The organism is Bradyrhizobium sp. USDA 241 (assembly GCF_049739505.1).
GTDB lineage: Bacteria > Pseudomonadota > Alphaproteobacteria > Rhizobiales > Xanthobacteraceae > Bradyrhizobium > Bradyrhizobium liaoningense.
On sequence record NZ_JBMGPZ010000002.1, the window covers coordinates 140,009 to 165,218 of the forward strand.

The 25,210-nt window shown below is 65.3% G+C and carries 17 protein-coding genes and 2 pseudogenes; 12 read left to right on the forward strand and 7 right to left on the reverse strand.

Annotation, left to right across the window (positions count from 1 at the left end; genetic code table 11):
- Nucleotides 1–7: 7 nt before the first annotated feature.
- Nucleotides 8–928, forward strand: a complete 921-nt coding sequence (locus ABIF91_RS01630) for a ribose-phosphate pyrophosphokinase (RefSeq protein WP_035675992.1) — start codon at nt 8–10, stop codon at nt 926–928.
- A complete protein-coding gene (locus tag ABIF91_RS01635) occupies nt 925–2,520 on the forward strand; it encodes an MBL fold metallo-hydrolase (protein ID WP_028177854.1) in 1,596 nt (531 codons plus the stop codon). Before ABIF91_RS01630 ends, ABIF91_RS01635 begins: the two co-directional genes overlap by 4 nt.
- A gap of 24 nt (nt 2,521–2,544) precedes the next feature.
- Here the strand turns inward: ABIF91_RS01635 and ABIF91_RS01640 are convergent, their stop codons facing one another.
- The 5 genes from ABIF91_RS01640 to ABIF91_RS01660 all read right to left on the reverse strand — a co-directional run bounded on the left by ABIF91_RS01640 (nt 2,545) and on the right by ABIF91_RS01660 (nt 6,924).
- Nucleotides 2,545–3,177 carry a hypothetical protein gene (locus ABIF91_RS01640; RefSeq protein WP_424578713.1) on the reverse strand — a complete coding sequence of 211 codons (633 nt, stop codon included), beginning with the start codon at nt 3,175–3,177 and terminating at the stop codon, nt 2,545–2,547.
- Between the two features lie 8 nt (nt 3,178–3,185).
- Complete coding sequence (locus tag ABIF91_RS01645; RefSeq protein ID WP_424578714.1) at nt 3,186–5,189, reverse strand: xanthine dehydrogenase family protein molybdopterin-binding subunit; 2,004 nt, start codon at nt 5,187–5,189, stop codon at nt 3,186–3,188.
- A gap of 50 nt (nt 5,190–5,239) precedes the next feature.
- A complete protein-coding gene (locus ABIF91_RS01650) occupies nt 5,240–5,440 on the reverse strand; it encodes a hypothetical protein (protein WP_424578715.1) in 201 nt (66 codons plus the stop codon).
- 1 nt (nt 5,441) lies between these two features.
- On the reverse strand, nt 5,442–5,906 hold the full coding sequence (locus ABIF91_RS01655; RefSeq protein WP_162832008.1) for a (2Fe-2S)-binding protein: 465 nt from the start codon (nt 5,904–5,906) through the stop codon (nt 5,442–5,444).
- 82 nt (nt 5,907–5,988) lie between these two features.
- Complete coding sequence (locus ABIF91_RS01660) at nt 5,989–6,924, reverse strand: helix-turn-helix domain-containing protein (protein ID WP_050994998.1); 936 nt, start codon at nt 6,922–6,924, stop codon at nt 5,989–5,991.
- A 413-nt stretch (nt 6,925–7,337) separates the two neighbouring features.
- On the opposite strand from ABIF91_RS01660, the gene ABIF91_RS01665 reads away from it, so the two are divergent.
- The 7 genes and pseudogenes from ABIF91_RS01665 (at nt 7,338) to ABIF91_RS01695 (ending at nt 19,010) form a co-directional block, all read left to right on the forward strand.
- A complete protein-coding gene (locus tag ABIF91_RS01665) occupies nt 7,338–8,351 on the forward strand; it encodes an aldo/keto reductase (RefSeq protein WP_028177851.1) in 1,014 nt (337 codons plus the stop codon).
- 38 nt (nt 8,352–8,389) lie between these two features.
- Nucleotides 8,390–9,235 carry a VOC family protein gene (locus tag ABIF91_RS01670; protein WP_028177850.1) on the forward strand — a complete coding sequence of 282 codons (846 nt, stop codon included), beginning with the start codon at nt 8,390–8,392 and terminating at the stop codon, nt 9,233–9,235.
- Nucleotides 9,236–9,263: 28 nt separating this feature from the next.
- Nucleotides 9,264–9,737, forward strand: a complete 474-nt coding sequence (locus tag ABIF91_RS01675) for a putative quinol monooxygenase (RefSeq protein WP_424578716.1) — start codon at nt 9,264–9,266, stop codon at nt 9,735–9,737.
- 271 nt (nt 9,738–10,008) lie between these two features.
- Nucleotides 10,009–12,846, forward strand: coding sequence for an ATP-binding protein (locus ABIF91_RS01680; RefSeq protein ID WP_028177848.1), 2,838 nt, complete (start codon nt 10,009–10,011; stop codon nt 12,844–12,846).
- A 109-nt stretch (nt 12,847–12,955) separates the two neighbouring features.
- Nucleotides 12,956–14,591: pseudogene (locus ABIF91_RS01685) on the forward strand (thiamine pyrophosphate-requiring protein).
- Between the two features lie 215 nt (nt 14,592–14,806).
- Nucleotides 14,807–17,287 carry a GAF domain-containing protein gene (locus tag ABIF91_RS01690; protein WP_424578717.1) on the forward strand — a complete coding sequence of 827 codons (2,481 nt, stop codon included), beginning with the start codon at nt 14,807–14,809 and terminating at the stop codon, nt 17,285–17,287.
- 79 nt (nt 17,288–17,366) lie between these two features.
- Complete coding sequence (locus tag ABIF91_RS01695; RefSeq protein ID WP_424579072.1) at nt 17,367–19,010, forward strand: alpha/beta hydrolase; 1,644 nt, start codon at nt 17,367–17,369, stop codon at nt 19,008–19,010.
- Between the two features lie 158 nt (nt 19,011–19,168).
- Here the strand turns inward: ABIF91_RS01695 and ABIF91_RS01700 are convergent.
- Nucleotides 19,169–20,753: pseudogene (locus ABIF91_RS01700) on the reverse strand (MDR family MFS transporter).
- Between the two features lie 165 nt (nt 20,754–20,918).
- Nucleotides 20,919–21,434 (reverse strand): YcgN family cysteine cluster protein, encoded by a 516-nt coding sequence (locus ABIF91_RS01705; protein WP_028177844.1) that lies wholly within the window; start codon nt 21,432–21,434, stop codon nt 20,919–20,921.
- 290 nt (nt 21,435–21,724) lie between these two features.
- Here ABIF91_RS01705 and ABIF91_RS01710 point away from each other — a divergent pair, with 290 nt between their 5' ends.
- The 3 genes from ABIF91_RS01710 to ABIF91_RS01720 are packed head-to-tail and all read left to right on the forward strand — an operon-like array spanning nt 21,725 to nt 25,182.
- Nucleotides 21,725–24,013 carry a transglycosylase domain-containing protein gene (locus tag ABIF91_RS01710; RefSeq protein WP_028177843.1) on the forward strand — a complete coding sequence of 763 codons (2,289 nt, stop codon included), beginning with the start codon at nt 21,725–21,727 and terminating at the stop codon, nt 24,011–24,013.
- Nucleotides 24,014–24,022: 9 nt separating this feature from the next.
- Complete coding sequence (locus ABIF91_RS01715) at nt 24,023–24,601, forward strand: DUF1214 domain-containing protein (protein ID WP_028177842.1); 579 nt, start codon at nt 24,023–24,025, stop codon at nt 24,599–24,601.
- A complete protein-coding gene (locus tag ABIF91_RS01720) occupies nt 24,598–25,182 on the forward strand; it encodes a DUF1254 domain-containing protein (RefSeq protein WP_028177841.1) in 585 nt (194 codons plus the stop codon). Before ABIF91_RS01715 ends, ABIF91_RS01720 begins: the two co-directional genes overlap by 4 nt.
- The last annotated feature ends 28 nt before the right edge of the window (nt 25,183–25,210 follow it).

The following is a 25,210-nucleotide window of genomic DNA, read 5'->3' on the forward strand; positions in this document are numbered from 1 at the left end:
CGACGCCGTGAGCACGATCGCGCTCCAGACATTGCCGTGCGGCGCCGACGCGGCGAAGCGGCTCGCGGCGCGGCTTGGGCTTGCCTGCGGAGAGATCGCCGTGCACCGCTTTCCGGACGGAGAACTGCGCGTTGCAGTCGCGCCGGCGAGTGACACCACGATTCTCTATGCCCCGCTCGATCAGCCCAACGACAAGCTGATCACCCTGCTCTTCGCTGCGGAGGCCCTGCGACGTGGCGGCGCAAAGCGGCTCGTCCTGGTCGCGCCCTATCTCTGCTACATGCGGCAGGACGCTGCATTTCATGCGGGCGAGGCCATCAGCCAGCGCGCCATGGGCAATCTGCTTGCAACGACCGTGGACCGCGTCGTCACCGTCGATGCGCATTTGCATCGCACTCCCGACATCCGGTCCGTGTTTCCGGGTATCGAAGCGGAGAACCTGTCCGCCATGCCGGCCGTCGCAAAGGCGCTGGCGGCCGGCAACATCGACCCTACGACCGTCGTGATCGGGCCCGACATGGAGTCCGAGCCCTGGGTGAGCGATGTCGCGAGCCGCTTGCGGTTGCAGCACACCGTGGCACGCAAGACGCGGCACGGCGATCGTTCCGTGACCGTCAGCTTTGCCGATCCTGCCCTGCTCTCGGGACGACCGGCGCTCATGGTGGACGACATCGTCTCCTCCGGGACGACGCTGACGGCCGCAGCGAAGGCGCTGAGAGCAATGGGGGCGACGGTCGTCGATGCGGTCGTGACGCACGCGCTGTTTCCACCCGCGATGATCGCCGCGTTCACCGAGGCCGGCATACGGTCGATCCGTTCGACCGACAGCGTGCCGCATCCGACCAATGCGATTTCGCTCGACGAGATTCTCGCGGCCGCCTTGCGGTCCGAACTGGCCACGACACATCTTCCGGAGACGACGACATGAGCATCACCGTTCGATTTTGCGGCGCCGCCCGCACCGTGACCGGGTCGAGCTATCTGTTCCAGACCGCGACGGGCCGCTTCCTGGTCGATTGCGGGCTGTTCCAGGGCCAGAAGACGCTGAAGGAGCTCAACTACGGCGCCTTTCCGTTTCGCCCCGCCGATATCGATGCCGTGCTGCTCACACATGCTCACATCGATCACAGCGGATTGCTACCTAAACTCGTGCGCGCGGGATTCGAAGGGCCGATCCTGGCGACGCGCGGCACGATCGACCTCTGCTCCTACATGCTGCCCGACGCCGGCAGCATCCAGGAATCGGAAGTCACCCAGCTCAACCGGCGCAACGCCTCGCGCGGGCGCAAGGAGGTGCAGCCGATCTATACGCAGGCCGATGCGATTGCATCGCTCCAATCGTTTCGCCCGGTCGACTATGAACGCTGGACCGACGTGATCCCGGGCGTCCGCGCGCGCTACTGGAACGCCGGCCATCTGCTCGGCTCCGCCTCGATCGAGCTCGAAATCGCCGAGCAAGGCTCGGCGCGTCCGCTGCGCGTGCTGCTCTCGGGCGACGTCGGGCCGGAGGCCAAGCTGCTCCAGCCCGATCCCGAAGCGCCAACCGATTTCGATTACGTCATCTCGGAATCGACCTATGGCGACCGGGTACGCGAGGCCACGACACCCGCACTCCGCCGCAAGCACCTCGCCGCCGAAGTACGCGACGCCGCGGCGGCCGGCGGCGCGCTGCTGATTCCCGCCTTTGCGGTCGAGCGCACCCAGGAGCTGATCGTCGATCTCGTCGATCTGATGGAGCAAGGCGGGATTCCGACCGCACCGATCTTCCTCGACTCGCCGCTCGCGATCCGCGCGACCGAAGTGTTCCGCCGGCATTCCGAGAGCCTCGACCCAGCCGTCGACGCCGCCCGCCTGCTCAACTCGCCGCATCTCAAATTCACCGAAACCGTGGATGAGAGCAAGGCGATCATGCGTCTCAGCGGATTCCACATCATCATCGCCGCGAGCGGCATGTGCGACGCCGGCCGCATCCGCCATCATCTGAAGCGCTGGCTCTGGAACCAGCGCGCGACCGTGCTTCTCGCCGGCTTCCAGGCCAACGGAACGCTCGGCCGCTTCCTCCAGAACGGGACCAAGGCGGTGCGGATCCAGGGCGAGGAGATCAAGGTCGCGGCCCGCATCCGCATGATCGACGAATATTCGGGCCATGCCGACGGGGCCGGCATGGCGAGTTGGATCGCGGCGCGCCGCCCCATCGCCCGCGGGCTGTTCCTGGTCCACGGCGAGGAAGGAGCGATTGCAGGGCTCGCCGAGCGCGTGGCCGAACGCATCATTCCAGCGGCCAAGGTCTACCAGCCGATGCTGGACGATATCTATGAGCTCGCCGCCCCCGAACCACGCGTGCTCGACGTGGATCATCGCCGGCGGCTCGCGCCGGAGGCCGTGACCCGTCTCGACTGGCACAACGAGATGTCCGAGCTCATGCTCGACATCAACGATCGTGTCGCAGCCGCCGCCGACGACCGCGCCCGCGGCGTCATCATCCGAAGGCTGCGCCGCGCGCTGGAGGAGAAGGCGTAGACGCGGCGCCTGCTCGCGCGATCGTCAGTTCGGACAGGGTTGTCCGGCCGCTCCCCACGTCGCCATGTCCTTGACGTGATCCTCGAAAGTGCCGGGCGGCGTCGAGCGGCCCGCTCCGGGCGCCCAGCCCCGCGGGATGAAGCCGTTCAAGGATGCATCGTGCCGCAAGTGCTCGACGAGGCCAGCGGCGTCGCGGCCGCCGTTGCGCTTCGGGTCCTTCATCTGGGCGCAAATCTCGGCACCACTTTTGCCGAACCAGATGAAGGCCACCGGCGCGAGTTGCCAGTCGATACCGGCACGTGGCGGCGACGGTGCCGGCTCGTTCGCCTGGGTGGAGGTCATGTGACAGGTCGAGCACGGGATCGCCTCCGCACCGATGCGGCTCTCGCCGCCATGGACGTTCATGCCATGCGGGCGCGGCCTGGTTTCGCCGGCCGGGGTCCAGATGGGTATGGCCTTGGCATCGACATGGCACTTGGCACACCGGGGATGGGTCACGACGGCCTCGATCCGCTTCCAGGCTTCCATTCCCTGGGCGCGGCTGACGCTGCCGGGCGGCAGCACGTCCTTGCCGGCCTCGTCCTTGGCCACAACGATCCCGGTGAGCGCCGCGATGGCCGAAGCTGCGAAGACGACCGCAATCAGAGATCTCCTCATGGCTCGCCTCACACGAAATCGATGAACTTGTTGAAGGGCATTTCGCGGATGCGCTTTCCGGTGGCCGCGAAGATCGCATTGGCGAGCGCAGGCGCGGCCGGCGGAACCGGCGGCTCTCCGATGCCCCTCACCTTCGGATCGTTCTCCAGCCCACGAACTTCGATCACCGGGCATTGGTAGATGCGCATGGCTTCATGGTGGTTGTAATTGGTCTGCTGCACCGCGCCCTTTGCGTAAGTGAGCTCGCAATTGATCGCATGGCCGAGCCCCCAGACGACGCCACCCTGCACCTGGCTCTCGAAATTGACGGGATCGACGACCTTGCCCACATCGGCCGCGACCCAGACCTTGTCGATCCTGATGCCCCGGTCCGTGGCCGTCACCTCGACGACTTCAGCGGTCGGCGTGCCAAACGATTCCACGAAGGCAACGCCCCGTCCTCGACCGTTGCCGAGCGGTCCCTTCCAATCCGACATCTCCGCGACAGTCTCCAGCACCTTGCGATAGTGTGGCACGGTGCACATCGCGATGCGCGCCTTCATTGGATCGAGACCAGCCGCATGGATCAATTCGTCGATGAAGCTTTCCGTGAAGAAGCCTGATGTCGAAGCGCCGACCGAACGCCATGTGGTGCTCGGCGACAGTCCCTGCGCCTCGTAGCTGGTGGCCCGGAAATTGGGGATGTCGTAATAGACGTTCCACAAGCCGGCGGCCAATTGCCCGTCAGGATCCTTCGACGGGGTGCCCGAACGTTCGAGCAGTCCCTTGAGCGGCGTCGTCGAGGCCAATTGCAGATCAGCGGCGACGATCCTGCTTTTGTCGACGCTGTCGCGGTGCCGCGCGATCGCAATCTGCCGCGGAATGTCCTGGAGGAAATCCTCCTCGCGCGAAAACACGAGCTTGATCGGCGTGCCCTTCATCTGGTTGGCGATCTCGGCGAGAACGCGGACGTTCTCATACTCGAGACGATGGCCGAAACTTCCGCCGGTCCACTGATTGTGGAAGGTGATCTGTTCCGGCTTGAGGCCGATCGCGGTCGCCGCGACCCATTGCACGAAGCGGGGGCTCTGGTGGCCGACCCAGATCTCCATGCCCTTGTCGGTGACGAGGCCGATCCCGTTCAGCGGCTCGAGCGGCTGATGCGCCACATAAGGTGCGCGATATTCGGCTTCGACGAGCTTGCCCGTCTTCAGGCCGGCTTCGATGTCGCCGATCTTTCGCCACTCCTTGCCCAGAAATTCCGGCTTGAAAGAGGATTCCAGCACTTTCCAATGGTCGGCCTGCTCGGCGGGATAGGCCGAGGGCGCCCACTCGCAAGCGATGGCGTCGACCGCCTTCATCGCGTACCAGCTGTTCGTGGCGATCACCGCCACGCCATTCTTGATTTCGAGGATATTCCTGACACCCGGCATCGATCGCGCCTTGCTGGCGTCGTATGATTTCAGCGGCTGCCCCTTGTTGGGGTTCAGCTTGACGGAGGCATACAGCATGCCCTCCGTTTTCAGGTCGATGCCGAACTTCAGCTCGCCCATCACTTTCGAGCGGACGTCGAGCCGCATCATCGGCTTGCCAAGCATGCGCCATTTGGACGGGTCGCGCGGCTGCGCATCGAGCACCGGCGGAACTTTCGACGCCTCCGCCGCGAGGGCGACATAGGCGATCTTGGTTCCGTTGGGCAGGATCACGTGGCCTGATTGGGTGCGAAGGTCGGCCATCGCGACGCCGGAACGTTTGGCCGCAGCCGCCTTGAGCGTCTCGCGCGCGATCGCACCGGCAACACGCAGCTTTTGATAGGTGTCGGGAATCGTGCTCGATCCGCCCGTCATTTGCAGGCCGGACTTACGCAACCATTCGAGCGTGGCAGCGCGCGCTTCCTCTGCGGCCGGGCTTTGGTCCGCGGCCACGAACGGCGCGAACTCGTCCGCGAAGCCCGTGTTGAAATAGGCGGGGCTAGGCCCCGCAAACCGGATTTCGAACTGTCCGGGATCGAGGTCCATCTCTTCGGCGATCATGATCGGCTGCACCGAGCCGACGCCCTGGCCGATGTCGGCGTGCTGTGCGATCAGGTGATCTTGTCCGGGCTGATCTCGACCCAGGGATTGAAGGTGACCGAATTCGCGCCGAGGCCGGCGGCCAGCGGATTGTCATCGGCGCTCGACGCGGCCGCTTCAGCGCCACTATAGGCGCCGAAAGCAATGCCGCCGGCGATTGCTGCGGAACCGAAAACGAAAGCCCGACGCGAAAGGGTCTGCATGTGGCCCATATCACTTCTCCGCCATCTTCTTCTTCGCCGCCGCATGGATCGCCGCGCGGATGCGCGGATAGGTACCGCAGCGGCAGAGATTGCCGGACATCACCTGATTGATCTGCTCGTCATTTGGTTCAGCGATCAATCCAAGAAGCGAGATGGCCTGCATGATCTGTCCGGTCTGACAGTAGCCGCATTGCGGAACCTGATGTTCGATCCAGGCCTGCAAGACCGGGTGGTGGTCCTTGTTGTCCAGGCCTTCGAGCGTGACGACCGTTTTGCCCGCGACCTCGCCGATATGCGATTGGCAGGACCGCACCGCCATTCCGTCGATGTGAACCGTGCAGGCCCCGCATTGCGCGACCCCGCAGCCATATTTGGCGCTGGTGATGCCGAGCTCGTCGCGCAGCACCCAGAGCAAGGGCATCTCGGGAACGACGTCGACCTGGCGCTTGATCCCGTTCACCGTAAGCTCGATCATGTCAGTATATCCCCTCGCGTATCTGGTCGTCGTAACAGCACTGCACGATGCAAATTGAGCCGTATTCCCGAATCCTGCGGGATCATGCGCAATCCCTGCGGAATGCCATATCGTCGCGATCGGCTTTCACCTCGGCCTGGCCGCAGCACAATTCGCGATACTGCCCCGGTGTGAGACTTGCGGCCTTGCGGAACACGCGCGTGAAATTGGCCTGCGAGCCGAAACCGAACTCCAGGGCAATTTCGACCAGGGACAGGCGATCACGTGCGAGTTCGTGCCGCGCAGCCTGGACGCGGCGATCGGTGACGTAGCGGTGCGGTGACAATCCGGTCGCTTCGCGAAACAGCCGTGAGAAATGATAGGGGCTGAGGCAGGCCTGGGCCGCCAGATCCTCGAGCCTGATGTCGCCGCCAAGAGAGGCCTCGATATAGTCCAGCACGCGCTGAAGGCGCCGCGGATCGAGCGACGGCGACCTGTCGGGTGCGTGCCAGCGGTCGGTCGTATAATTCCCCAGAAGATGTGCCGCGAGCGCAACCTGGATCCCCTCCACGAACAGCGCATCGGTCGGCTGGCGGGGACGATGGAGCAGGTCACGAAGCGGCGAACAGATGTGGAAGAGCACCTGGTCCGCCAAGCCGTGGGCGTAGGCGATCTCGATCTTTGCCGGATCGATGTCGAAATCCGCGAGGGCGCTCTGGTCCAGCAGCGCCGGCGGCAGATAGAGATGAAGGCATTCCATCCGGTCGGAAAGCTCGAGATGGCTCTCCTGCGTCCCCACGGGCACGAGGTAGCTCATCCCCGGCCGCGCGAGGCTCTTCTGGACTTCGCCGTTGCCGGCGCGGCACACCATCCCACCGCCTGACAGCAGCATGACGAGCTCGGTGCAGATGGGAACGGGCGTTGCCTGACATCCCGCCTCGAACTTGCGATGCTCGATGCTCAGTCCCGGCCAATCGCTGGCCGCCGCGAGCTTCTCGCTGTTCTGATATTTCTGATCTCCGTGCGTCACGAGCGCCATCATGACCTCCGCTTCAGTTGCGGCGAATCCCGGCCCCGTATCGCGAGCGAGCGATCATTCCATCCGGTGGTGAGTTGCAGCCCGGCCGCTGCCACGCCGATGCGGATTTCTCACAAGGCGCAGTAGCGAAGTCCAGAGCCGGCGCGGTTAAAAGAGGTAAAAGATAAGTAAAACAAAGGCTTGAACGATGCACTCGATTGGTTTGAACAGTTGATCCAGTCCTGATCAGCAAGATACGTCCGTCATCGCGCAGGAATCGGAAATACCGCAATGGCCGGATGAGCCAGTGATGGTCCATCGAACGGCAGTCCTGCCGGATCGATGTGACGAAAACCGAACGTGCGATCGCCGAGGTCGACGTTGCCGCGGTCGCCGACGATGCTCCCGTCCGTTACCAGCGAAGGATATGCAGCATGGCCCTCAAGGATATTCTGCCGGGAAGACTGGGCTTCGGTGCGGCGCCGCTCGGCAACATGTTCCGTGACATCCCGGAGCAGGAAGCCGTCGCGACGGTGAATGCCGCCTGGGACGACGGCATTCGTTATTTCGACACGGCGCCCTTCTATGGCGCAGGTCTTGCCGAGATCCGCATGGGTGCAGCGCTCGCCGGCCGGCCGCGGAGCGACTATGTCGTCAGCACCAAGGTCGGGCGCCTGATCCTGGACGAGGTCGAGGATGTCAGTGCCCGCGATCTCGGCGAGAAAGGCGGCGTCTTCAAGCATGGTCGTCCGAACAGGATCGTGAACGACTATTCCCGGGACGGGACGTTGCGCTCGATCGAGGACAGCCTGAAGCGGCTGCGCACGGACCATGTCGATATCGTCTTCGTGCATGACGTCGCGCAGGATTTTTACGGAGACGAGTGGCTTTCGGTCTTCGAAAGTGCACGCAAGGGTGCGTTCAAGGCGCTCGACCGGCTGCGCGACGAGGGCGTGATCAAGGCATGGGGGCTGGGTGTCAACCGGGTGGAGCCGATCGAACTGCTGCTCGCGCTCGAAGAGCCGCGCCCCGACGGCTTCCTGCTTGCGGGCCGCTACACGCTGCTGGACCACGCCCGTGCGCTTCAGCGGGTGATGCCGATGGTTGCGGAGCATGAGCTCGCGATCGTCGTCGGCGGACCCTACAGTTCGGGCGCGCTCGTCGGCGGTCCGAACTTCGAGTATGCGCCAGCGCCTCCGGAAATCCTTGACAAGGTGGCGCGGATCAAGGTGATCGCCGATCGCTACGGCATCAGCATGAAGGCCGCAGGCCTGCAGTTCGCGCTGGCAAACCCGGTGGTCGCCGCCGTGATCCCCGGGGCGAGCCGGCCCGGCCGTATCGCCGAGGACCGCGCGGCCCTTGACCAATCAATACCCGGCGATTTCTGGCGCGAACTTCGATCGGCCGGTCTCGTCAATCCAGCTGCTCCGCTTCCGGACGCCGGCTGACTGGCACATGACATCACTCACAGACCGAGGAGACGAGAATGACCGACGAAACGTGCAACATCGCCGAAATCGAACGCCGCAACCTGCTTCGCACGGCAGGCGCCGCGATGATCACCGGTCTTGCCGTCGGCAGCATGCCCTCAGCCGCGTCCGCGGCGCCGGACGGCATGTCCCCAGCCGAGCGTAACGAGGCGCCGCTCGGCGCGCGGCTCCAGGGCGTCCAGCATTTCGGGTTGACGGTCCAGAACATGGAGCGGGCCTATCAGTTCTATACGGAGGTGCTCGGCGGCACCGAGGTCTTTCGCCATGGCGACTTCCAGGGCGACGGGGTGCAGAACACGCTGCTGGCCGACCAGGAGATCGAGGCGAACGCACGCGGGGTCAATCCGCGGACGATCGGCGTTCCCGACCTGCGAAGCGGAGCGCAGCGGCTCGATGTCCGCTTCATCCAGTTCGACAACATGGTGCTCGAACTGCTGCAATATCGTGAGGCCGATCAGCCCATGGGCAGCGCGAAGAGCTTTGCCGAGCCGCTGGAGCACATGAGCCCGGCTTTTCCGCGCATGATGCACATCTGCTTCTACGTTCGCGACGACGTCGACTTCAACAAGTTCATCGCCGATCTCGAAGCCGAATCGGCGCGCCGCGGCATGACACAGGTGAGAGCGAACCGCACCATCCGCGTCATGACGGAAGCAGACCGCAAGGCGGCTCCACGCAGCGCCAACACGAACCGCGTGACGGCGGAGCCTTCGAACGGTTGGGAGCTGATCTATTGCAAAGGTCCCGAGGGCGAGCAACTCGAATTCGTCAAAGCGCTCGACCCGGTCAAGAAGCGCTTCAGCGAGGCCCTGGCAAAGCGGCAGCAAAAAGTCGTGCGCTGACGCCTCAAACGCGGCGCGCGACCGGTCAGTGCCGGTTCCCTGGCCGCCTCGCACACGATCACATGTGAAGGAGCTCATCATGCAAAGTCTCGTCCGCAATTCGCTTTGCGTCCTGCTGTCCGCCGCCTCGATGGCCATGACGGCGCCGTCCGCGGTCGCCGAGGAAGCGCCGCGCGTGCGCTATCAGGAGATTCCGGATGGCGCATATTCGGTCGTGGCGCAGGTGCGAGCCAAGCCCGGTAAAGAAGACGCGCTGCGCGCCGCCACGCTGCCGCTGATCGCGCTGGTTCGCGGCGATCCCAAGAACCTGGTCTATTTCCTTCAGGAAGACCGCGCCAGGCCCGGTAATTTCATCTTCTACGAGGTCTTCGCCAGCCAGGCCGATTTCGACGCGCATAACGCGATGCCTTATGTGAAGGACTGGTTCGCCAAGCTTCCGGAACTTGCCGACGGCGGCGTCGAAGTCATGCGCATGGCGGTTCTCGGCAAACCTCAAAAATAGAGAGTTCGGTCGAGAAGCCGTCCCCCCGCATCTTCCGGCCGGCGCATGAGCGATTTTGTCGCAACGATCCCGCGGCAGATGCCCGCGGCGATTCGTGCGAATTCAGAACGACTCACTTCAACCATCTTGCAGTGCATGATAATGGCAGGCGATCTGTTCGATCGATTGGCATGGATCAATGCGAGCTGCCACGGAGACACGGCAACGGGCCACACTCCGACAGGAGCTCACATACTGCTTCGGCCCATTTCGGCTGGTTCCCCGCCGCCAGTTGCTTCTTCTCGACGGACGCCCGGTCAAACTGGGCGGCCGCGCATTCGAACTCTTGCAGGTGCTGGTGCAGCGCTGCGGCGAACTCGTCAGCAAGAATGAGCTGATGGCCGCGGCCTGGCCGGGCACCTTCCTCCACGACAGCAATCTCAAGGTCAACATGTGGAGCTTGCGGCGTTCGCTGGGAGATACCCAGATCGAACCCGTCTACATCGCGACCGTGGCGCGCCGCGGGTACAAGTTCATCGCCGAGGTGCAAATCAGCATCGGCGAGACCGAGGATGATCTGGCGTTCGCCGAACCGCTCCCGTTGTCCAATCCGCCATTGCCGCGCGGCATCGTTGGTCGTGAAGCGGAAATCGTCGAGATCGCGGGTCTGCTGGCCGACAACAGGCATGTGACCCTGGCTGGCGCCGGAGGAATTGGCAAGACGACAGTTGGCGTGGCGGTCGCCCAGGCGCTTGCGCCACGGTGTCGCGACGGCGTCTGCTTCGTCGATCTCGCCACGATCTCCGATCCGACGCTGTTCGGCGCGGCACTGGTGACGGCGCTGGGCATCAGAGGCAATCCGGACAACAGTCTGGCCGCGGCCCTCGACTATTTGAGACCGCGGCAGATGCTGCTCATTCTCGACAATTGCGAGCATGTGCTGCCCGCCGCGACGATCTTCGCCGGCCGGTTCATGGCGGACACATCGCCTTCCAGATTGCTTGCCACGAGCCGCGAGCCACTCGGCACCGCCACCGAGCATATCGTCCGGCTGGGTTCGCTGGCCTCACCGAAATCCGGCTATGCCCTGACCGTCGATCAGGCCGTCAGGTTTCCCGCGGTGCAGTTGTTCGTTCGCCGCGCCGCCGAATGGTCGGACTACCAGTTCGTCGATCGTGATTGCGAGGCCATCGCCTGGATCTGCCACTCACTCGGCGGCATTCCGCTTGCCATCGAGTTGGCGGCAGCCCAGATCGGCAGGTTCAATCCTCGCGAATTGGTGGCAATCCTCGACCACAATCTGGGTTTTCGCGCCCCCGCCGCCGATGGCGCGCCGCCGCGCCAGGAAACCCTGATGGCGACGATCGACTGGAGCTTCAGGCTGCTGTCGCAGAGGGAAGCCAGACTGTTCGGCCTGCTGTCGGTGTTCAGCGACGCCTTCGAGGTTGAGGACGCGGTCTTCGTCGCCGAGGCGGCAGGGCTCACGCCGGTCGACGTCGTCACCGGACTCGGCAGTCTCGTCGCCAAATCGCTTCTGAGCGCGCAGGCCCAGGGCGCAAGCCTGCGCTACCGATTGCTCGACAGCACGCGGCGCTATGCCGCCGAGCGGCGCCGGGCCGATTCTGCCTGCGGCCAGGCGCTGCGCCGCCATGCGCAACGCGTCCTCGCGCTGTTCGAACAATCCGAGAAGGAATGGAACTGGCGCGAGCCGGCCGATTGGACACAGCGCTACCTTGGTCGCATCGCCGATCTGCGCGCCGCTCTTTCATGGGCATTCGGCGAGGAAGGCGATGCTGTCCTCGGAATCAAGCTCACGGTTGCAGCGATCACCTTGTGGTCGGAAACCTCCATCCTGTCGGAAGCGCAGGCGCGGCTGGAGGACGCGCTCGCCTTGGCCGAGACCGTCGCGTGCGACGATCTTTTGAAGGCAAAGCTCGCCTGCGCCCTTGGATGGAGCCTGTTCTACGCCCGCAAGATGTCGAATGAGAACGAGGTCGCCTGGCTCGATGCGATCGCCTTTGCAAGGAGCGCCGGCAACATCGAGTATCAGCAGCGCGCGCTGGTCGGTTTTGCCTTCTACCTGCTGCAGATTGGCCAGGTCCCGCGCGCCATAACCTATCTCGAGGAGGCCACGGAGCTAGCCGACCGCGACCGCGATTTGACGGCAACGTCCGAAGCCGACCGCGCGCTGGCATGGGCCTGCGCCTTTGCCGGAGAATTGAGCAAGAGCCGCGCAGTTCTGGATCGTCTCGCGGCAACCTATTCGCTGGCCAAGGGCCGTTCACGCAAGGATGCGAACGAAGTCTACCGGTTCATCACCGTCCGCTTCAACCTGCCGTTCGTGGCGTGGATGCAGGGGCAAGCCGACTACGCTGCGAGGCTGGCCCGCGACGCCGTCGAGGCCGCGGATCGCAGCGGCCATTGGGTGTCGCAGTCGAATGCGCTCGGGCTCGCCGCGCTTCCTGTCGCGCTCGAAACCGGTAATCTGGACGCGCTCGCGAGCTTCACCGAGCGTCTGCGTCGCAACCTGGAACGTGAGCGCATCTCGCGCTGGGTTCCGGTCGAGCGCTATTTCTCCGCCTGCCTTCGCGACCTGCGTGGCGATCGGCGCGCGGTGGAGGATATTCGAGCCGCGATCGAAGAGTTGATCGAATGTCGCTTCCTGATGCGGATCGGCAGCTATCTCGCGGTCCTCGCCCGCGCCTATTTGCGGCAAGGGCGGATCGCGGAGGCGCGCGAGGCCATCACGCGGGCGATCGGCCATCAGGAACGTCAAGGCGAGCTCTGGTGCCGATCGGAGCTTCAACGGGTCGACGCAGCGGTCCTTCTCCACGCCGGCGAGCCGCTGCGCGCTGAAAAACGGCTAGAACAGGCACTCGCCGAAGCACGCGCCATAGGAGCGGCGACATTCGAGTTGCGCATCGCCACCGATCTCGCCGCACACTGGCTCGGCACCGGCCGCAAGGTCAAGGCTGTCCGACTGCTCGCCCCGATCTATGAAGGCTTCGCCGAGGGCTTCGAGACGCCGGATCTGGTTGCAGCTTCGCACCTGCTGCAGTGCGCGCCGCCGACGGCGAGCGGCTGCGGTCACTATCGCCAGCCGAAGCCAGTGCACGCCCGCGATGCATAGCTGGCCTACCGCCGCACCAGCCGTGCGTGCTTTACGCCTCGCGTAATTCCTGATCCTCTCTCTCCAATCGGCCGGGACCAACCGGCCATGCCCAAGGGAGAGAGACGCCATGAAGCTCGGGACCGCGATCGCGGAAATCATGAGGCGCGAGGGGATCGAGATCCTCTGCGGCTATCCGGTCAACCATCTGATCGAGCACGCGGCGAAAGCCGAGATCCGCCCCGTCATGGTGCGGCAGGAGCGCGTCGGCATCCACATGGCGGATGCGATCTCGCGGGTCACGTCGGGGCGCAGCATCGGCGCGTTCTGCATGCAGCACGGGCCGGGTGCGGAGAATGCGATGGGCGGCGTCGCGCAATGCTTCGGCGAGTCCGTGCCGGTGCTGGTGCTGCCGATGGGCTATCAGCGCAGGCTTGCGCACATCGAGCCGAACTTCAATTCCAGCGAGGCGATGAAGCCGTTCGCGAAATCGTCCGAGCCGATCATCCTCGCGACCGAAGTCGCCAACATCTTCCGCCGCGCCTTCACCAAGCTGAAGAACGGCCGCGGCGGGCCTGTTATCGTCGAGATCCCCTCGGACATGTGGAACGAGGAGGTGCCGGAACCGCTCGACTACACGCCGGTGCTGCGCACCCGCTACGGCGCCGATCCCGTGCATGTGAAGGAAGCGGCCGGCCTTCTCGTCAACGCGAAGCGGCCGGTCATCTATGCCGGCCAGGGCGTGCATTACGCACAGGCTTGGCCGCAACTGAAACGGCTCGCCGAGCGGCTGGCGATCCCCGTCACCACCAGCCTCGGAGGCAAATCGTCGTTTCCGGAAACGCATCCGCTCTCGCTCGGCTCCGGCGGCCTTGCGGTGCCGCGCGCGGTTCCGAAGTTTCTGAGCGAGGCCGACGTCATCTTCGGCATCGGTTGCTCCTTCACCGAGACCAATTTCGGCGTCGCGATGCCGAAGGGCAAGGCCATCATTCACTCCACGCTCGATCCCAATCATCTCAACAAGGACGTGGAAGCGAAGATCGGCCTCGTCGGCGACGCCGCCCTCGTGCTCGACGCGCTGCTGGAGGAGATCGGCAAGACAGTCACCACGGATCGCGACGCGTCGGCGGTCGCGGCCGAGATCGCGGCCTCTCACAAGGAGTGGCTGGCGAAATGGATGCCGAAGCTGACCAGCAACGACGCACCGTTGAGCCCGTACCGCGTGTTGTGGGACCTCCAGCACACCGTCGACATCGAGAACACCATCATCACCCACGATGCCGGCAGTCCGCGCGACCAGCTTTCTCCGTTCTGGAAAGCGGTCGAGCCCCTCACCTATCTCGGCTGGGGCAAGACGACGCAGCTTGGCTACGGCCTTGGGCTGGCGATGGGCGCCAAGCTCGCAAGGCCCGACAAGCTCTGCATCAATGTCTGGGGCGATGCGGCTATCGGCTTCACGGGCATGGATTTCGAGACGGCGGTGCGCGAGCGCATTCCGATCATGTCGATCCTGCCTCAACAACTTCTCGATGGCGATCGAACTGAAGGTGATGCCGGTCTCGACCGAAAAGTATCGCTCGACCGACATTTCCGGCGACTACGCCGCGATGGCGCGCGCTTTCGGCGGCTATGGCGAGCGGGTGACCAGGCCGGAGGACATCGTGCCCGCGATCAAGCGGGGCATCCAGAAGACGCGGGAAGGCGTCCCGGTGCTGCTCGAGTTCATCACCAGCAAGGAGACCGAGGTGTCGCGGCCGGGCACGTGAGCGGGCGCACTTGAGCATGGGTGGCATCAAGCCCGGCTGGTTGCGCCGCATCCACCTCACTCCGACGGGGAGAGGTGATCCCGCCTGCCGGCTTCGTCGCTTCAATCAAGTTCATCTCGGCTCTGTGCCGCTGTCGTCGAGGCTGGCTCCTGCCACGCGGGATGTGATAATCCGGCCCGGTGCTGCGCCTGTCGCGGCATCAAGCCGGATTGCGAATGACCAACCCTCCGAAGGATATCGCCGCTGAAGTTGCAGCCGAGAACGCGCGGCTGCGCAGCGAGCTTGCGATTGCGCGGGATCGCGAGAGCGCGAGCGCCGAGATCCTGCGCACCATCGCGGCCTCGCCTTCCGACGCGCGACCGGTTTTCGCGGCGATCGCGTCCAGCTCGAAACACCTGCTCAGCGGCTTCTCAGCTACCGTGCTCCAGTTTATCGGCGACGAGCTGCACCTCGTGGCGTTCACACCGACCAGCCCGGAGGCGGACGAAGGGCTGAGGGCCGCGTTCCCGCGCAAGATCGCGGACTTCCCGACCTTTGCGCTGGTGCGCGACGGCGAGACGATCCAGTTTCCGGACAGCGAGGCGGCCGACGTTCCGGAGCTGAACCGGGAGTTGGCGCGGCTGCGCGGCTTTCGCAGCGTGCTGTTCATGCCGCTGATGAACCGGGGCGCGCCGGTCGGCATGATCAGCGTCACGCGGGCCGAGACTGGCGCCTTCGCGCCCGATCTCGTACAGCTGCTCCAGACCTTTGCCGACCAGGCCGTGATCGCGATCGAGAATGCGCGGCTCTTCAACGAGACGCGCGAGGCGCTGGAGCGGCAGACCGCCACGGCCGACATCCTGAGGGTGATGGCCGCCTCGCCGTCCGATATGCAGCCCGTGTTCGACGCCATCGCTGCCAACGCCAACCGGCTGATCGGAGGCTTCTCCACCGCGGTGCTGCGTTATATCGACGGCGCCGCCCACCTTGCGGCATTCACGCCGACCGATCCGGCCGGAGATCGCGTGCTCCAGGCCTCGTTCCCGGTGCCGTTCGCACAGTTCCCGCCCTATCAGCTGGTTGCCAATGGTGCCGCCGCGCAACTGCCCGACACCGAGCTCGAGCCGGCCGCACGCGACATCGCGCGTGCGCGGGGCTATCGCAGCATGCTGTTCACCCCGCTGATGAGCGAGGGCGAAGCCATCGGCATCATCATCGCCACGCGCCGTGCGACTGGCAGCTTCGCCGAGCATCATGTGCGGCTGCTCCAGACCTTCGCCGACCAGGCGGTGATCGCGATCAAGAATGTCAGCCTGTTCAACGCGACCAGGGAAGCGCTGGAACGTCAGACCGCGACCGCCGATATCCTCAAGGTGATCGCAGCCTCACCATCAGACGTCACGCCGGTGTTCCAGGCCATCTCCGACAGCGCCAAGTCGCTGATCGGCGGGCACTCCTCCACCGTCACCCGCGTCATCGACGGCATGCTGCATCTGGCGGCCTTCACCACCGACAATAAAGCCGGCAACGCCGATCTGCTCAGCTCCTTCCCGGCGCCGCTGTCGGGCTCGGGCATTCACAGCCGAGTGGCCCGAAGCGGTCAATATGCCTTCCGCAGCGACATGCAGAGCGAACCCGACCTCACCGAAGCCATGAAGGAACTGGCGCGAACGCGAGGTTATCGCAGCATCCTGGTGGTGCCGATGCTGCGCGACGGCATCGCGATCGGCACCATCGCCGTCACGCGGCCGGAGCCCGGTCATTTCCCTGACAAGGCGATCAACCTGCTCAAGACCTTTGCCGACCAGGCGGTGATCGCGGTCGAGAACACGCGCCTGTTCAACGAGGTGCAGGACCGCACAAGCGAGCTCGCCAGATCGCTGGACGATCTGCGCGCCGCGCAGGACCGGCTGATCCAGACCGAGAAGCTCGCATCCCTCGGCCAGCTCACCGCGGGCATCGCGCACGAGATCAAGAACCCGCTCAACTTCGTCAACAATTTCGCCTCGCTGTCTGCCGAGCTGACCGAGGAGCTGAACGATGTGCTTGCGCCGGTATCGCTCGCCGAGAACGTGCGCGCGGACGTCGAGGAGCTGACGGGCCTCCTGAAGGACAATCTGGCGAAGATCGTGCAGCACGGCCGCCGCGCCGATTCCATCGTCAAGAACATGCTGCTGCATTCACGCGAGGGCGGCGGCGAGCATGGGCTGAGCGACATCAACGCGCTGGTCGAGGAAAGCCTCAACCTCGCCTATCACGGCGCGCGCGCCGAAAAGCCGGGGTTCAACGTGAGGCTGGAGCGCGAGCTCGATCCCGCGGCCGGGCAAGCCGAAGTGTTTCCGCAGGAGATCACCCGGGTGCTGCTGAACCTGATCTCGAACGGCTTCCATGCGGTCGCGAGGCGCAGGGCGGACGGCGCCACCGATTATGCGCCGGTGGTGCTTGCCGCGACGCGCGACCGCGGCGACAGCGTCGAGATCCGCATCCGCGACAACGGCACCGGCATTCCGGACGAGGTGAAGGAGAAGATGTTCAATCCGTTCTTCACCACCAAGCCGGCCGGCGAAGGCACCGGCCTGGGGCTGTCGATGAGCCACGACATCGTGGTGAAGCAGCACGGCGGCACGATCGACGTCGCGACGGCGCCGGGAGAGTTCGCCGAATTCACGATTCTCCTGCCGCGGAAGAGCGGATCCATGAGGAGCGACAAGGGATAGCATCACCTCGGAGGATTCATTGAAGAGTCTCGCGCGGTTCATTCGGCGCCAATTGCTCTCGCTCTCCGGCGTCGGCCTCATGCTGGGCGCGCTACTCTTCGCGGCCGCGCTGACGCCGACGCTGATCCCGCGCAGCTATCTCACGCAAGGTGCGCTCGCCGGCGGCTGCTTTGCGATCGGCTATTTCGGCGGCGTGCTGTGGCGGCGGCTGCTGTGGCACTATCTGGAACTGCCCGAACCGTCGGCGCGCGCGAGATCGATTGCGAATGCACTGGCCGCCGTGATCTGCCTGCTCGTCGTCCTGGTATGCCTGTGGCGCGCCGCCGAATGGCAGAACTCGATCCGCGCCGTGATGAAGATGGCGCCGGTCGAGACCGCGCATCCGCTCAAGGTCTGCGCCATCGCCCTGGCCACGTTCGTGGTGCTGCTGGTGCTGGGGCGGTTGTTCGCGCTGGTCGCCGGCTTTCTCGCGGCGCGAACGCGGCTCGTCATCCCGCCGAAGGTGGCGAACGTCATCGGCGTGCTGCTCGCGGGCTTGCTGTTCTGGTCGATCGCCAGCAATGTCCTGATCCGCACCGCATTCAACGCGCTCGACTCCTCCTTCCGCGAACTCGATATTCTGCTCGAGCCCGAGCGGCCGCAGCCGACCGCGTCGAACCGGACGGGCAGCCCGGACTCCCTCGTGAAGTGGCGGGAACTCGGGCGCATGGGCCGCCGGTTCATTGCCTCGGCCCCGACCGCAGCCGAGATCAGCGCCTTCACGGGACGGCCCGCCCAGGATCCCGTGCGCGTCTATGTGGGGCTCGCCGGCCGCGACACGCCGCGGGCGCGCGCCAGGCTCGCGCTCGACGAGCTGAAGCGTCAGCACGGTTTTGAGCGCAAGGTCCTGGTCGTGATCACGCCGACCGGCACCGGCTGGATCGATCCGGCCGCGATGGACACGGTGGAATGTCTCCACCATGGCGATATCGCGAGCGTGGCGATACAATACTCTTATCTCAACAGCCCGCTGTCGCTGCTCTTCCAGCCGGAGTACGGAGCAGAGGCCTCGCGTGCGCTGTTCGCTGAAATCTATGGCTACTGGACAACGCTGCCGAAGGACGGCCGGCCGCAGCTGTATCTGCACGGCCTCAGTCTCGGCGCCATGAACTCGGAAAAATCTGCGGAGTTGTTCGAGACGATCGGCGATCCGATTGCGGGCGCGCTCTGGAGCGGGCCGCCGTTCGAAAGCCGCATCTGGCGCTCGATCACCGCGAACCGCAACCCGGGCACGCCGGCGTGGCTGCCGAAATTTCGCGACGGCCGCTTCGTCCGCTTCATGAACCAGAATGGAGCGACAGTGCCGGCAGATGCGCCCTGGGGTGCGATGCGCGTCGTCTATCTGCAATATGCCAGTGACGCGATCACGTTCTTTTCCTACAGCGACGCCTACCAGGCGCCGGCCTGGATGGCGGTGCCGCGCGGGCCGGACGTCTCACCCGAGCTGCGGTGGTATCCCATCGTCACGATGCTGCAGCTCGCCCTCGACATGGCGGTCGCGACCCATACCCCGATGGGCTTTGGCCATGTCTACGCGCCCGAGCATTACGTCGACGCCTGGGTCGCGGTGACCGATGTCAATGACTGGTCGGCCGAGGCGCTCGCACGGCTGAAGGGACAGCTCGCGGCGAAAGCGCGGCAGACGACGAGCGCAGGGGATGACGATCCCGATCGCGGCGGCTAAAGCGCGATGGGATTTGGATGAATGGCCATCGCGCTTCAGGTTGTTGCTTACGCATGATCTTTACGGAAAGCCGCTTCGCACTTTTCCGGATCATGCTTTGGGCGTAATCCGGAAAGGCCGCGGTCCTCCGAAGGATCATGCTCGACCGGCGGCGCCGCTCACTCCGCCATCTCGACGTGCTTGGTCACGGTGGGGCCGGCCAGCGGCCGCTCCTCCATCGCGATCAGGCACAGCGCAGCACCCGTCATCAGCGCGGTGGCGGCGCCGAAGACGTAGCGGAACGCATGCCGCATGTCCTCGGTGGGAATGGCATTGACGACGCCTGCGGCATGATGCTCGCCGGCGAGCGGGATGTCGGTGCCGAGCGCGATCAGCAGGATGGCTGCGAAGGCCGCGACCGTGAAGGACGACATCAGCGAGCGGAAGAAGTTCAACGCGCCGGTGATGGTGCCGACCTGCGGCCGGGCGACCGAATTCTGCACCGAGACCCACGCAAACCGGAAAGGTGGTGCCGAGGCCGAGCGCAAACGCGGCCATCAGCGTCAGCAGGCCCCATAGCGGCAGCGTCGTCAGCGTGAGACCGAGGCCGCACAGCGCGGCCCAGGATGTGCCGATGATGGCGACGCGCTTGTAGTGCTTGGCCCGAGCCATCGTGCGCCCGGCGATGGCCGCGCCGAGGGTCGAGACGGCCGCCAGCGGAATCAACGCAAGCCCCGCCTCGCTGGCGCTGAGGTGATAGACGGATTCGTAATAGAGCGGCAGCTGGACCGTGAGGCCCGTGATCGCGCCGAGCGCGCAACCGCCTGCCATCAGCCCGAACGGCACGACGCTTCCGCCGAGCAGCGGCAGCGGCAGGAACGGCTCGTCGGCGCGCCGGGCGTGCCAGACGAAGCTGACGACGAGCGCGACCGCGCCACCGACCATCGCGAGCACGGTCGGCGACAGCCAGGGATAGCGCGTGCCGCCCCAGGTCAGCACCAGCATGAAGACCACGGCGGAGGCCATCAGCAACACGCCGCCGAGCCAGTCGACCTTGCGCTTGCGATGGAACACCGGGATCTTCTTCATCTTCGGCAGCAGAAGCGCGATCGCAGCGGCCGAGAGCGGCAGGTTGATCCAGAAGATCATCGACCAGTGCAGATGCTCGGCGAACACGCCGCCGATGACCGGGCCAAGAATGCCGCCGACCATCCAGACGCTGGAGAAATAGGCCTGGTATTGCCCGCGCTCGCGTGGGCTCACCACGTCGGAGATCACGGTCTGCACCACGGGCATGATGCCGCCGCCACCGAGGCCCTGAAGGCCGCGCGCCAGGATCAGCATCGGCATGTTCGGGGCGATCGCGCACAGCACCGAGCCCGCGACGAACAGGCTGAGCGAGATGATGATCATGACGCGACGGCCGTAGATGTCGCTGAGCGTGCCGAACACCGGCGCGACCGCGGTCGAGGCGAGCAGATAGGCTGTGATCACCCAGGAGAGATTGGAGACGTCCTGGAACTGCCGCCCGATGGTCGGCAGCGCGGTCGCCACGATGGTCTGGTCGAGCGCTGCCAGGAACATCGTCAGCATCAGGCTGATGACGATGGTGCGGACCTCGTCGGAGGTCAGCGGCACCGGCGGCGTGATGGACGGCGCGTCATCGACGCTCAACACCTCGCTGGGAAGGCGGGACAGCTCGTCGGCAATGTCGTCAGGCAATGTCTGGACGTCGGCAGCACTCTGCCGTTCGATTTTGTTCATCTCGTCGGACGTCATGTGGCGGCGCAACGCCGCGAAGGATTCGTTCTATGCAATCCAATGTAGACAGCAAAGTTCTTCCCAGGCAGGCACCACGGCGCATGGGTGCATCCCGCCCCGGGGTCATCCCGAACACGTGATCGCAAGGGGCGACGGATCAGTCCCTTGTCAGTCCCTTGGGCGTCGCTTCAGACGGGCCCGTTTCGGCAGCACGGCCGGCCATTGCACGATGTGGTTCTCGAGCTCCTCGTCCGGGATCTCCTCCTCGCTTCCCTCGACGCGGCCGCGCACGGAGACGCCGGCTTCATGCACGGTGTTGGGATCGCCCGAAACCAGCGGATGCCACCAATAGAGGTCGCGCCCCTCGGCGACGAGCTTGTAGCCGCAGCTCGGCGGCAGCCAGTTCAGGGTGCGGACATTGGCCGGGGTCAGGCGGACGCAATCCGGAACCTTCTCGGAACGATTCGGATAGTCCTTGCAGGCGCAGCTAGCCCCGTCGAGCAGCTTGCAGCCGACATGGGTGAAGTAGATCCGGCCGGTGTCCTCGTCTTCGAGCTTGTTCAGGCAGCAGCGGCCGCAGCCGTCGCACAGGCTTTCCCATTCGGACCCCGACATTTCTTCCAACGTCTTGGTTTTCCAGAAGAATTCTTCCTGGCCTGAGGGTCGTTTGGGAGCTGCGGTCATGCGCCTCAACAAGAATTCGAAAGAGCTACGGCGACGCCATCTAGGCGGCGCGGCCGCAAGGGTGCAAGCGAGGCCTCTCTGAAGCCCGTAATGACCCGGTGTCAATTAGGCCTGTTGTTCAAAATCGCGAGCGTGACCATTGGTTTATGGGCCCCGCTCGGCTAGAAGGAACAGCAAGTCCCTCGGATGCTGGCCGGGCGCCTTGGGTTTGCCGCAACATTCGCCCAAGATGTCTCGATGCCGCCCCGGCCGGGTGCTTGAACGCTCGAAGCAAGCCTCAAGGGTTCTAGGTGCGACAGATCATACCACCGCATTGGAAGCAGAGGGTCCGGAATTTCTTCCTCGACCTCGATGCGCGTATCGACTCCTCGCTGTTCTCCTCGGCCAAGGGCATCCGCGAGCTCTACGAGCGCTACTCGACATTCATGGACCGGTTCTATGTCGGGCGCTGGAAGCGCTGGGTGTTCATCGAGCCGCTGTCGGAGGCCGCGACGCTCGGGCTCGGCGGCCTGGTCGTGATGCTCACCCTCGCCATCCCCGCCTTCCGCGAGACCGCGGACGAGGACTGGCTGAAGAAGTCCGATCTCGCGGTGAGCTTCCTCGACCGCTACGGCAATCCGATCGGCAGCCGCGGCATCAAGCACAACGATTCGATCCCGCTGGAAGACTTCCCCGATGTGCTGATCAAGGCGACGCTGGCGACCGAGGACCGCCGCTTCTACGAGCATTTCGGCATCGACATCGCCGGCACCGCGCGCGCGCTCGTCACCAACGCCCAGGCCGGCGGCGTGCGCCAGGGCGGCTCCTCGATCACCCAGCAGCTCGCCAAGAACCTGTTCCTGAGCAACGAGCGCACCATCGAGCGCAAGGTCAACGAGGCCTTCCTCGCGATCTGGCTGGAATGGCGCCTGACCAAGAACGAGATCCTCAAGCTGTATCTCGACCGCGCCTATATGGGCGGCGGCACGTTCGGCGTCGACGGCGCGGCGCATTTCTACTTCAACAAGTCGGCGCGCGACGTGACGCTGGCGGAAGCTGCGATGCTCGCCGGCCTGTTCAAGGCACCGACGAAATACGCTCCCCACATCAACCTGCCCGCCGCCCGCGCCCGCGCCAACGTCGTGCTCGACAACCTCGTCGATGCCGGCTTCATGACCGAGGGCCAGGTGTTCGGCGCCCGCCGCAATCCGGCCTTCGCCGTCGACCGCCGCGACGAGGCTTCGCCGAACTATTATCTCGACTACGCTTTCGACGAGATGCGCAAGCTGGTCGACACCTTCCCGAAGTCCTATACCGAGCGCGTCTTCGTGGTGCGGCTCGCGATCGACACCAACGTGCAGAAGGCGGCCGAGGACGCGGTCGAGAACCAGCTGCGCCAGTTCGGCCGCGACTATCACGCAACGCAGGCTGCGACCGTCGTTGCCGATCTCGACGGCGGCATCCGCGCCATGGTCGGCGGCCGCGACTACGGCGCCAGCCAGTTCAACCGCGCCACCGACGCCTATCGGCAGCCCGGCTCCTCGTTCAAGCCCTACGTCTACACCACGGCGCTGCTGAACGGCTACACGCCGAACTCGATCGTGGTCGACGGCCCCGTCTGCATCGGCAATTGGTGCCCGCAGAACTATGGCCATTCCTATTCCGGCTCGGTGACGCTGACCCAGGCGATCACGCGCTCGATCAACGTCGTGCCGGTGAAGCTGTCGATCGAGATCGGCCGGCGGGATCAGCCGAAGGCGCCGAACCCGGCCAAGATCGGCCGCGCCAAGATCGTCGAGGTCGCGCGCCGCTTCGGTCTCAAGGCGCCGCTGCCCGACACGCCGTCGCTGCCGATCGGTTCGGACGAAGTCACCGTGCTCGAGCATGCCGTCGCCTACGCGACCTTCCCCAACCGCGGCAAGGCGGTGACGCCGCATGCGGTGCTCGAAGTGCGCACCGGCGCCGGCGACCTCGTCTGGCGCTGGGACCGCGACGGTCCGAAGCCGCGGCAGGCGATCCCCGCATCCGTTGCCGCCGACATGGCGGGCATGATGAGCCACGTCGTCAGCGAAGGCACCGCACGCCGCGCCGCGCTCGACGGCATTCCGACCGCGGGCAAGACCGGCACGACCAATGCGTATCGCGACGCCTGGTTCGTCGGCTACACCGGCAACTTCACCTGCGCGGTCTGGTACGGCAACGACGACTATTCGCCGACCAATCGCATGACCGGCGGCTCGCTGCCGGCGCAGACCTGGCACGACATCATGCTCGCGGCCCATCAGGGCGTCGAGGTCCGGGAGATCCCCGGCATCGGCATGGGCCAGAAGCTGCCGCCGCAGCATGTCTCCAACGCGCAGGCCAATGCGGCGGCGAAGGTGCTGGAGACCAAGCCGGGTCCGCCGCCGGTGCTGACCAAGCGCGGTGCCGACGTCCTGGTGCGCGTCGAGAAGCTGCTCGATGATGCGGCCAGGACCGCGAATAAATCCGCGGCCGACGACAGCAAGGCGGCCAAGCCGTCCTCGGCGACGAGCGCGCTCGCCTTCCCGCAAAACTATGCGGAAGAGAACGTCAACGCCTCTGCCCCGCGCAAGAACTGATCGAAACCCGTGCGGCTGATCCTGATCACATTGACGGCGCTTCTTCTCGCAACGGTGGTCGGCGTCGGCGCGACCTGGATGACGACGACGCGCGGCACCGAGATCGGCACGCTGACCATCGGCGCCTGGACCGCGCGGCCGCGCACCGGCACCGCCGACGCCGACCCCTATTCGCGCGCCACCATCGTGCGCAACGGCGAGCTGCCGATCGGCACCGGCGACGGCGTCGCCTTCACCGCCACCACCGACGACAAGAAGAAGGCGCTCGACGGCCGCTGCGATGTCGTCGTCTCCGGCGTGACGCCGCCGGCGCGGTTCTGGACGCTGACGCTGTATGATCGCAAGGGCCATCTCGTCGCCAATTCGCTTGCCCGCTACGGCTTCACCAGCCAGGAGATCGTCCGGCAGTCCGACGGCTCGTTCGAGATCCGCATCGCCTCGCGCTCCCGTGCCGGCAACTGGCTGCCGACCGGCGGCATCGAGCGCTACGCCTTGATGCTGCGCCTCTACGACACCCCGGTCGGGGTCGCGACGCGCACCCAGCGCGATGCGCCGATGCCAAGCATCACGACGGCGGGCTGCTCATGATCCGGCTCGCATTCACCATCGTTGCCGGCGTGGTGCTGGGCCTCGTGGTCCATCTCGTCAGCGTGCTGGCGCTGCCGCGGATCGCTACGCAGGATGCCTATTCGCGGCTGACGCCGATGACGAAGGTGAACGCCGTCACCCAGCTTCCCCTCGCCGACCCCAACACTTCGCCGATGCCGTTCATGGATCCGGCCTTTGCGCTTGCGATCTGCCGCTACGATCTGTCGGGCGGACCGATCAAGCTGACGGTGCCGGTGAGCCAGGCCTACACCTCTGTTTCGTTCTACACCCGCAACGAGATCGCCTATTACGCCATCAACGACCGCTCCGCGGGCCGCAAGGTGATCGAACTCGACCTGATGACCGAAGCGCAGCACAGCGAGCTGCCCGAGGACGAAGAGGTCACCGCGGCCGACCGGCTGATCATCGATTCCCCTGCTACCACCGGCCTGATCCTGATGAAGGCGCTCGCCCCCGAGCCCGGCCTGATGCCGCAGGCGCAAAGCTCGCTGGCAGCGGCGACCTGCGCGCCGCAGACCGAGCCGCCGGCCAAGGCCGAAGCGCCACGCAGCCGGCGCTGAGCGCGGCCGTTTTAGCGCTGCAGAACAT